This window comes from Streptomyces sp. TRM64462, assembly GCF_013362995.1.
Lineage (GTDB): Bacteria > Actinomycetota > Actinomycetes > Streptomycetales > Streptomycetaceae > Streptomyces.
On the sequence record NZ_JABWDV010000100.1, the window covers coordinates 1 to 8,319 of the forward strand.

Here is an 8,319-nt window from a genome sequence, read left to right on the forward strand (position 1 = left end):
CCGGGGCGTGGGCACGGGCAGGGCGGCACGGTCCGTGGCCCCGTCCCTGCCGTAGCCCGGCGGCTGCGCGTCGCGGGCGGGCGCGGCCGTTCCGTACGGGGAGGGCGACGCGGGGGCGGCGGGGGTGAGGGCGGGGTCGTGGGTGAGGATGTTCTGCTGGAGGACCTGGAGTTCCCTGGACGGTTCGAGGCCGTGCTCCTCGACGAGGGCGCGGCGCACCCGGCTGTAGGCGTTGAGCGCCTCGGCCTGCCGGCCGCACCGGTACAGGGCGACCATGAGCTGGCCGCAGAGCCGCTCGCGCAGGGGCTCCTCCTCGGCGAGGGAGACCAGTTCGCCCAGTACGGCGTGGTGGTGGCCGCTGCGCAGCTCGGCTTCGAAGCGGTCCTCCATGACGTCGAGCCTGAGCTGGCTCAGCGCGGTCAGCTCGGGCCATTCGGTGCCGGCCTCGGCGAGGTCGGCGAGTGCGGGTCCGCTCCACTCGGCGAGTGCCGCGCCCAGCAGCCGGGCGGCTTCCGCGGGCTCGCCGCCGGACAGCCGCGCCCGGCCCTCGGAGACCAGCCGGTTGAAGCGGTGCAGATCGACGCGGCCCGGGTCGATGCGCAGCAGGTAGCCGGGGGCCTGGGTGACGAGTTCGGGGCGGGTCGCGCCGTCGCCGGGGGTGGTGTCGGCGAACAGGGCGCGCAGCCCCCACACCGCGTTCTGCACGATCTTCCGGGCGCTGGCGGGCCGGTCGTCGTCAGGCCAGAGCGCGCCCAGCAGTTCGCTGGTGGCGACCACCCGGTTCGCCCGCAGCAGCAGCAGTCCGAGGACCGCGCGCTGCTTGTGGCCCCCCAGTGCCAGTGTCCGTTCGCCCGCCGTCGCTTCCAGCGGGCCCAGAATCCTGAATTCCACTCGCTCCCCCAGTCAATGCCCTCAAGCGGTCGGCGACGACGGCTCCGACGTCGTGCAGCCGCTCGGTCAGATAGAAGTGCCCCCCGGCGAAGACCAGGACTTCGTCGTCCCCTGTGGTGTGCCGTGCCCAGCCGGACACCGACGCGACCGGAACGACCGGGTCGGAGTCGCCCACGAGTGCGGTGAGAGGGGCGTTCAGCGCGGGACCGGGCCGCCACGCGTACGAGGCGAGGGCCCCGTAGTCGGCGCGCAGGGCGGGCATCACCATGTCCACGAGTTCCGGGTCGTCGAGTACGGAGGCGTCGGTGCCGCCGAGAGCCCGGACGGCGGCGAGGATGGCCGCGTCGTCGTGGAGCCGGTCGTGCCGGTCGGGTCGGGGTCCGGGCGCGGATCGCCCGGACAGGAAGAGGCGGGCCGGAGCCGGGGCGGACCGGCTCTGGAGTGCCCGTGCCGACTCGTAGGCGACGAGCGCGCCCATGCTGTGCCCGAAGAACGCGTACGGGCGCTCGCCGGTCACCCCGCCGGCTTCGAGCCGCTCGGCTATCCGCGCGGCGAGGTCGGTGACACTGGTCGCGGGTGCCTCGGTGCGCCGGTCCTGGCGGCCCGGGTACTGGACGGCGAGGACCTCCAGCGGCCCGGACAGCAGGCGGGCGAGCGGTGCGTAGACCGAGGCGCTGCCTCCGGCGTGCGGGAAGCAGATCAGTCGGGGAGCGTCCGGCAGTGCTTCGTCGAACCGCCGGAACCATCGGGTGTCCATGTCGCTGTCATCCCTCCGTGCAGGAGCGGTGGGGGTCGCCGTACGGCTCGATGGAGCGGGCGTGGCGCAGTGCGCGTCCCCACCAGCCGAGCCGGTCGAGCATGGCGACCGCGTCCCTGCGGCAGTCGTCGGTGTCGAGGAACCGTCCGTCGGGCCCCCAGCGCTCCCGGTAGTTGTGGAAGCTGACGGTCTCGGGAACCGTGACCGCGTGGGACTCGACGAAGACCTGGCGGAGCTGGGCGACGGCGCACAGTCCGCCGGAAGGTCCCCCGTAGGACAGGAAGCCGACGGGCTTGGCGTGCCATTCGCGGTCGTACCAGTCGATGGCGTTCTTGAGGGACGCCGGATAGCCGTACCGGTACTCCTGCGTCACCACGGCGAAGGCGTCGGCGGCGGCGAGCCACGGGGACAGGTCCCGTACGGCGGAGGGCCTCGGGACGGCGGGGTCCGCGGTCATCAGGTCGGGCAGCCATGCCGTGGCGAGGTCGATGACGTCCACGTCGAAGTCCTTGCGGAGCCGGGCGCGGGCGGCGAACCACTCGGCCGCCGCCAGCCCGAACCGGCCCTCTCGCGCGGCGCCGACGAGGATCACCAGCCTCAGCCGGTCGCAGTCGTCCATCACACCCTCCTCCGGCCCCCGCGCCGCCGCTGCGGGGGCTGAACCCCACTGTGCGGTATATGCCTTAGGAAAGACTTCGGATCTCCTTCGGGCCGCGCTTCGGTCCGGCTGCGGACGTCCGTAGGGGCGCGTGGGGGCCGGTGCCGGCCGACTGTGGGGCGCGGCGCGTGACGGTTGCAAGTGAAATGTTCATGACTGGCTCATGAGTTCATGCCTGTCAACCGGCGTACCCCGGGCGGGAATCTTGACGCGTTCACTCGTTCACCGCCGCCCGTCGTCACCCACGACGCCCACCCGGAGGACCTCATGCGCCGTCGCCGCGCCCTGCCCCTCGCCGCAGCCGCCGCCGTACTCGCCCTGCCCGCCACCCTGTTGACCGCGGGCTCCGCGCAGGCCGCCGAACCGGCCGACAAGGCCGCCGTGCTGTCGAGCTGGACCCAGACGAGCTCCAGCAGCTACAGCAAGTGGCTGAACGCCCGCAACAACCAGGCCGCCTGGAGCGCGTACGGGTTCACGTGGTCGACCGACTACTGCAGCAGCTCCCCCGACAACCCGTTCGGGTTCCCGTTCCAGCTCTCCTGCGCGCGCCACGACTTCGGCTACCGCAACTACAAGGCGGCCGGGACGTTCTCCGCCAACAAGGCGCGGCTGGACTCCGCGTTCTACGCCGACCTGAAGCGCGTGTGCTCCCGCTACTCCGGTGTGAAGCGCACGTCCTGCGACTCGACGGCCTGGATCTACTACCAGGCCGTGGACAAGTTCGGCAGCGTCGCCCCGGCCGGGGTCGTCGCGGGCTGACGGCTGACGCCCTGTCGGTACGCCTGGCGAACCCGGTGCGGTCCGGGCGTGAATTCTTCACGTCCGGGTCGTGACCGGGTAGCTGGGCAGCGCCGTGCCGGCGCTCGCACACTCGGAAGGCTCACCGCGCCGCCCGTGGCACTGGGGGTCCCCCCTGCACGAAGTGCTTGGGGGAGGAACCTGAGAGAGGATGCGCGTTACCTTGGACAGCGTCGGGAACCGGAACCGGACCGTCCACCTCTGGTCGCTCAGCCAGGACGTGGTGGTGGAGGCGGGCGATGCCGAGGGCCAGTTGGTGCTGACGGGGCCGTGGGGCCCGGAGCGCGTCGACGGCGCCCACGCCGTGGTGCGGGACGCGCTGCACCGCATGGAGCTGGGGCCCGTGCTGCTGGCCAACGTCGAACCGCGCTCCGGGGTACGGCTCGTGCTGCTGCCGCTGCTGGAGCGGCTCTCGCACCTGGTCGTACGGACCCTGGGGGTCGACGACCTGGGCGGGCCGCTGCTGTCGGCGGCGCCCGTGGCGCGGACGGCCTCGTTCCGGCTGGACCGGCTGCCGGGGTGGCGTCCGGTGCGATTACCGGCCGACGTGACCGTGCGGCGGGCGCCGCGCGGCGTCACGGTCGAGTCGTCGGACGCCCCGTACCGCGTGGTCCTGCACCGCCCGGAGGCGGCCTGGGTCCTGGGCCTGCTGGCCTGGCCGGTCACCCCGGACGACGCCTCCGCCTGCCTGGACCTCCCCCCGGGCATGACGGAGGCCATCCTCGACTACCTTGCGGCCGCCGGAATGGCCGCCCCGGCGGACACCTCGGCGGACACCCCCGCGTCCGCCCCGGCGGACACCCCGGCGGACGCCCCGCAGGACCCGCCCGCGACGGACGTCACGGGAGCCAGCCCGCGTCTCTGGCGATCCTGATGGCGTCCACTCTGTTGCGGGCGTTCAGCTTCGCCGCCACCGTCGTCAGGTAGTTGCGGACCGTGCCGGGGGCCAGGTGGAGGCGTCGGGCTATCTCGCCCGCCTCCGAGCCCTCCGCCGCCAGCCGCAGCACCTCGGTCTCGCGTTCCGTCAGCGGCGTCTCGGTCGCCTCCCACGCGGCGAGGGCCAGCTGCGGGTCGATGACCCGGTGGCCGGCCGCCACGCGCCGTACCGCGCTGGCCAGTTCGCGCGGTGGCGCGTCCTTCAGCAGATAGCCGTCGACCTGCGCCGTGAGCGCCCGGCGGAGCGTTCCGGGGCGGCCCAGGCTGGTGAGGATCAGCCGGCGGCACTCGGGCAGCCGCTCCCGCAGCAGTCCGGCCGCCGTCAGGCCGTCGATGCCGGGCAGGTCGATGTCGATGATGGCGACATCGGGGCGGTGCTCGACCGCGGCGTCCACGATCAGATCGCCGCGTTCCAGTTCGCACACGACCTCCAGGTCGTCCTCCAGGTTGAGCAGCGCCACCAGGGCGCCTCGGACCATGTTCATGTCCTCGGCGAGCAACAGGCGTATGGCCACCGGCCGGTCCTCTCTTCGCGTCATGCCGTGTCGGCGTCGTGCTGCGCGTCCGCGCGGCGGGCCGGCGGGCCCCGTTCAGGCCGCCGTCCCCTCTGCGACGGGAGCCTCGCGGTCCGGGATCGCCGCCGCGTCGGCCACCAGCAGGAACGTTCCTTCCGTACCGCGTACCGTGGTCAGTTCGCCGTCCACGTCCGCGAGGCGCGTCGCCAGGTTGCCCAGGCCGCTGCCGCTGTGCGGGGACAGGTCGCGGTAGTCGGGGTCGACCCCGTCGTTCCGTACGGAGAGCCGCACCCGGCCGCCGGACCCCACCGCGACGATCTCGCAGTACGTCGCCTTGGAGTGGCGCAGCAGGTTGGTGACGGCCTCCCGCAGCACCGCCGCCATGACGGTGTTGACCTGCCGGCTCATCGTCCCGGCCCGCAGGTCGGCGCGTACCTCCACGTCCGCCGCGGCCAGCAGCGACTGTGCCGACGTCAGTTCGTCGGCGAGCGACATCTCGCGCAGCCCGCTCGCGACCGTCCGCACGTCCGCGAGGGACTGCCGGGAGATCGCGAGCACGTCGCGGATCTCGTCCATGGCCCGCTGCGGGTGCGTCGGGACGAGCCGGTGGATCAGCTCGCTCTTGAGCGTGATCGCGGAGAGGCTGAAGCCCAGCAGGTCGTGCAGGTCGCGGGCGAAGCGCAGCCGTTCGCGGGTGACGGCCATCTGTGTGAGCTGACCGCGCGTCTCGTGCAGGACGCGCACGAGGTCGGCCAGCCGCGAGAGGCCGTAGACCACCAGGCCCGTCAGCAGTGTCGACTGGCACAGGTAGACGCTGTCGAGGGCGGCGCGCCCGTCGAGGGCGGGCGGCACCAGCATGCTGAGGCCCACGGCCCCGTACAGCGTCCAGGCCCACTTGGGCGGGAGGAGCAGCAGCAGGGAGCCGGAGAAGAAGCCGGCCATCGCGCCCCACTCGGCGCGGAACACGACGATCGGCAGATACGTGAGGAGCGCCTGGGTGCCCAGGGTGGCCCCCTTGCGCCAGCGCGGTGCCAGCCGGGCGCCGGGCCGTGAATGGCCGAGCTGGATCACGAAGATGGCGACGAGACAGACGAGGGCGGCGGCCGTCACGGCGGGCGGGAGGCGGGCGCTGAAGATGTTGAGCGTGGTGATCAGCAGATAGCTCGCCAGGGCGGCCAGCAGGACGATACGGGCGAGCCGCGGCTCGGGGAGGTCGCGGGCGGGGAGCTCGCGAGCCGGAAGCTCGCGAGCCGGAAGCTCGCGAGCCGGAACCTCACGAGCCGGAAGCTCGCGGGCGGGAAGCTCGCGGGCCGGGAGGTCACGTCCGTCACGGGGTGCCGCGTCGTGCTCGTGCCGTGCGCCGCGACCACTGGCCGGTGCGGCCTCCCGCCACGCGCCATTGGCCGATAACTGTCTTGCGGATCCGGGATGTTCATGATGACGGTCGTGAGGTGACATCGTCTTCGCAACCTCTTCTGTCGCACCTTCGTACGCCTTCGGAGATCGTAAGCGATGAACGTCACGAATCACGCCGACTTTGACCGATTAAACGAACATGGGGATGGGGTTCAAACGTTCGTAACCGGTGGGTTCTGGGCATCTTCCGAGCTTTACAGGGATGTCGAAGAGCCGCCCGGGGGCAAAACGTGGCCAGAAATGTCGCATTCCCGGGACAATCACCTTCACGACCGGAAGCCGCAGGTCAGGCCTTGTCTGATCCAGGACGAGCAGATCCATGCCGCGCTCCCGCACCAAAGCCGTGACGGTGCGGACGTCGTCCAGCAGATCACCGCTCGGCTCGTACGTCCAGTCCTCCGGCGTCCGCGACCGGATGGCCGGATTCCGCACGAGGTGGGGCTGGTTGGTGATCGTCGCCCCGCGCCACCAGTTCACCGGCTCCGGATCGGTGATCCGATATCCCGAACCGCCGGGCCGGGGCGGGGAAACCGCGGGCATTAGTTGCCCCATTTCGGTCAGGGCGCGGCGTAGCGCGATGTTCGGGTCGAAATGCGCCCCGAAGCCGAACACGATGTCCTCGGTGGGCCCCGAGATACGCCGGGAGAGGGCCGCCACAACTGGAATTCCGAAATCCGACGTCAGATCCAGCGCCCACACCTCACGGCCCAGCCGGGCATAGCCCTCCCGGAGCCTGGCCAGATGCGGCTCCTCCACGTCGTCCAGGTCGACGCCGGGCTGGCGGGTGCGGTTGTACCACCACAGGGCGACCGCGTCCCGTTCGACCAGCTCCAGGAAGCCCTGTACGAGGGCGTCCTCGGGGCTGCTGCCCGCGGCGTTGCCGTTGGAGTCGGCCCACAGGCCGTCGGGGGCGGTGGTCTCGCTGAAGTACAGCATCGACGTCGGCAGCAGCCGGTGCGTGCCGGCGGTCATCGACCACACGGGCGTCCACTCGGTGGGCCGCTCCTCGTCGAACGGCTCCGGTACGTACTGGAGCCGGGAGCCCGAGGCGTTCCAGCGGTCACGGTCGCGGAGCTGCCGCTCGTCGTAGAGCTGGCACGCGGCCGGGTGCACGGCGGCCTCCGGGCCGAGACCGCGGTAGCTGTCCCGTACGACGGGCTCGTCGCCCTGGCGGGTGCCGCTGTACCGCTCGACCGCCTCGCACAGGGCGCTCACACGGGCCTCCGTCTCGGAGAGGCCCTTGCCGCCGCTGAGAGCGCGCAGGCCGGTGCGCAGACCGGTGAGGGAGCGCGGGCCCATCGCCAGGTTGTGGCCCGACAGATAGGCGTCCACGAAGTCCGGGCAGTGCGGGGCGCGGCGGATCTCCTTGATGATGCCGGTGACCGGGTCCACCAGGTGCCCGTACCGCTCCAGCATCTGGCCCGGCGTCAGGGCCCGGTGGCCGTTCAGGTCGTGCACCGCCTTGGGCCGGGACACCGGCACGAACGGCGCCCGCACCTGGCGGGCCACGAGGTCCGGGTCGCCGCAGACCGGGCACTGCGGGAGCCGCGCCACCGGGTGGGCGCGCATCCGCAGGCCGAGCGTGTCCAGGGCGTGCACCGCGGACTGGCCGGGGCCGCGCACCCCGGCCAGCCACTTGGCGGTCTCCAGGACGGCGAGCTGCGTCGCCAGGGACGTGCAGGCCGCGAGCCCGGCGGGCGGCCGCACCGGGGGGCCGGTGAGCCCGAGGTGGCGCTGGAGGGGCCGCTCCGACGCTCGGTGGCCGCGCAGCCTGGTGGCCAGGCAGGACCAGCAGGGCCCGTCGCCGGGGCGGAACACCGGGCCCACCCACGGGTCGGGGCCCGCGGTCCTGACCAGGAGCCACGGGATGCCCAGGCCCCGGTGGAGGCTGTCGACGTCCCGGAGGCCCGGCGTCAGGTAGTCGTCGCACAGGACGACGGCGAAGTCCGCCTCGTCACCGGGGCCCGCCACGACGATGCCCGACTCGGCGCACGCGGCCCGCAGCACCGCCTCGGCCGCGGCACCCGCCTGGACCCCGTCGGCCAGGCTGACGACCCGGACGCGTGCGGCCGCCACGTCGTACACGGCACGGCCCCCGTCGAGCCCGACCAGGTCCCAGTAGGCCTCGGTGCCGTCGACGGGCGTGGGGGCATGGGGCGTTCCGCTGCCGTGGGCACCGCCGCCCGCGCCCGCGCCGGGGCTCGTACGGGTGCCGGCGCCCATACCGGTGCCCACAGCCGGGCCGTGGGCGGAGCCCGGGCCGTGGGGGGGACCGGCGCCCGGGCCGGGATCTGTGCGGCTGCCGGGACCGGTGGCTGTGGCCGTGCCGGTGACCGTGCCGGGCGCCG

At 73.0% G+C, this 8,319-nt stretch carries 8 protein-coding genes; 2 read left to right on the forward strand and 6 right to left on the reverse strand.

Going from position 1 to position 8,319, the window contains the following annotated elements; translation table 11 throughout:
- The 3 genes from HTZ82_RS04840 to HTZ82_RS04850 all read right to left on the reverse strand — a co-directional run.
- The coding region (locus tag HTZ82_RS04840; RefSeq protein ID WP_175408012.1) for a BTAD domain-containing putative transcriptional regulator at positions 1-777 on the reverse strand (777 nt) is incomplete at its 3' end.
- Entirely contained in the window at positions 737-1,648 is a 912-nt protein-coding gene (locus HTZ82_RS04845) for a thioesterase II family protein (RefSeq protein ID WP_175408013.1), read from the reverse strand. The genes HTZ82_RS04840 and HTZ82_RS04845, both read right to left, overlap by 41 nt.
- Before the next feature lie 7 nt (positions 1,649-1,655).
- Entirely contained in the window at positions 1,656-2,267 is a 612-nt protein-coding gene (locus HTZ82_RS04850) for an NADPH-dependent FMN reductase (RefSeq protein WP_175408014.1), read from the reverse strand.
- Between the two features lie 306 nt (positions 2,268-2,573).
- On the opposite strand from HTZ82_RS04850, the gene HTZ82_RS04855 reads away from it, so the two are divergent.
- Complete coding sequence (locus HTZ82_RS04855; RefSeq protein ID WP_175408018.1) at positions 2,574-3,065, forward strand: phospholipase; 492 nt, start codon at positions 2,574-2,576, stop codon at positions 3,063-3,065.
- Between the two features lie 202 nt (positions 3,066-3,267).
- Entirely contained in the window at positions 3,268-3,978 is a 711-nt protein-coding gene (locus tag HTZ82_RS04860; RefSeq protein WP_175408015.1) for an NADH oxidase, read from the forward strand.
- Here HTZ82_RS04860 and HTZ82_RS04865 read toward each other — a convergent pair.
- From HTZ82_RS04865 to HTZ82_RS04875, 3 genes are all read right to left on the reverse strand, one after another.
- Complete coding sequence (locus HTZ82_RS04865; protein WP_175408016.1) at positions 3,944-4,555, reverse strand: DNA-binding response regulator; 612 nt, start codon at positions 4,553-4,555, stop codon at positions 3,944-3,946. The genes HTZ82_RS04860 and HTZ82_RS04865 overlap by 35 nt on opposite strands.
- A gap of 75 nt (positions 4,556-4,630) precedes the next feature.
- Positions 4,631-6,013: a sensor histidine kinase gene (locus tag HTZ82_RS04870; RefSeq protein WP_175408017.1), complete on the reverse strand. Its 1,383-nt coding sequence runs from the start codon at positions 6,011-6,013 to the stop codon at positions 4,631-4,633.
- A gap of 87 nt (positions 6,014-6,100) precedes the next feature.
- On the reverse strand, positions 6,101-8,206 hold the full coding sequence (locus tag HTZ82_RS04875; RefSeq protein ID WP_309235308.1) for a TOMM precursor leader peptide-binding protein: 2,106 nt from the start codon (positions 8,204-8,206) through the stop codon (positions 6,101-6,103).
- Positions 8,207-8,319 lie beyond the last annotated feature (113 nt).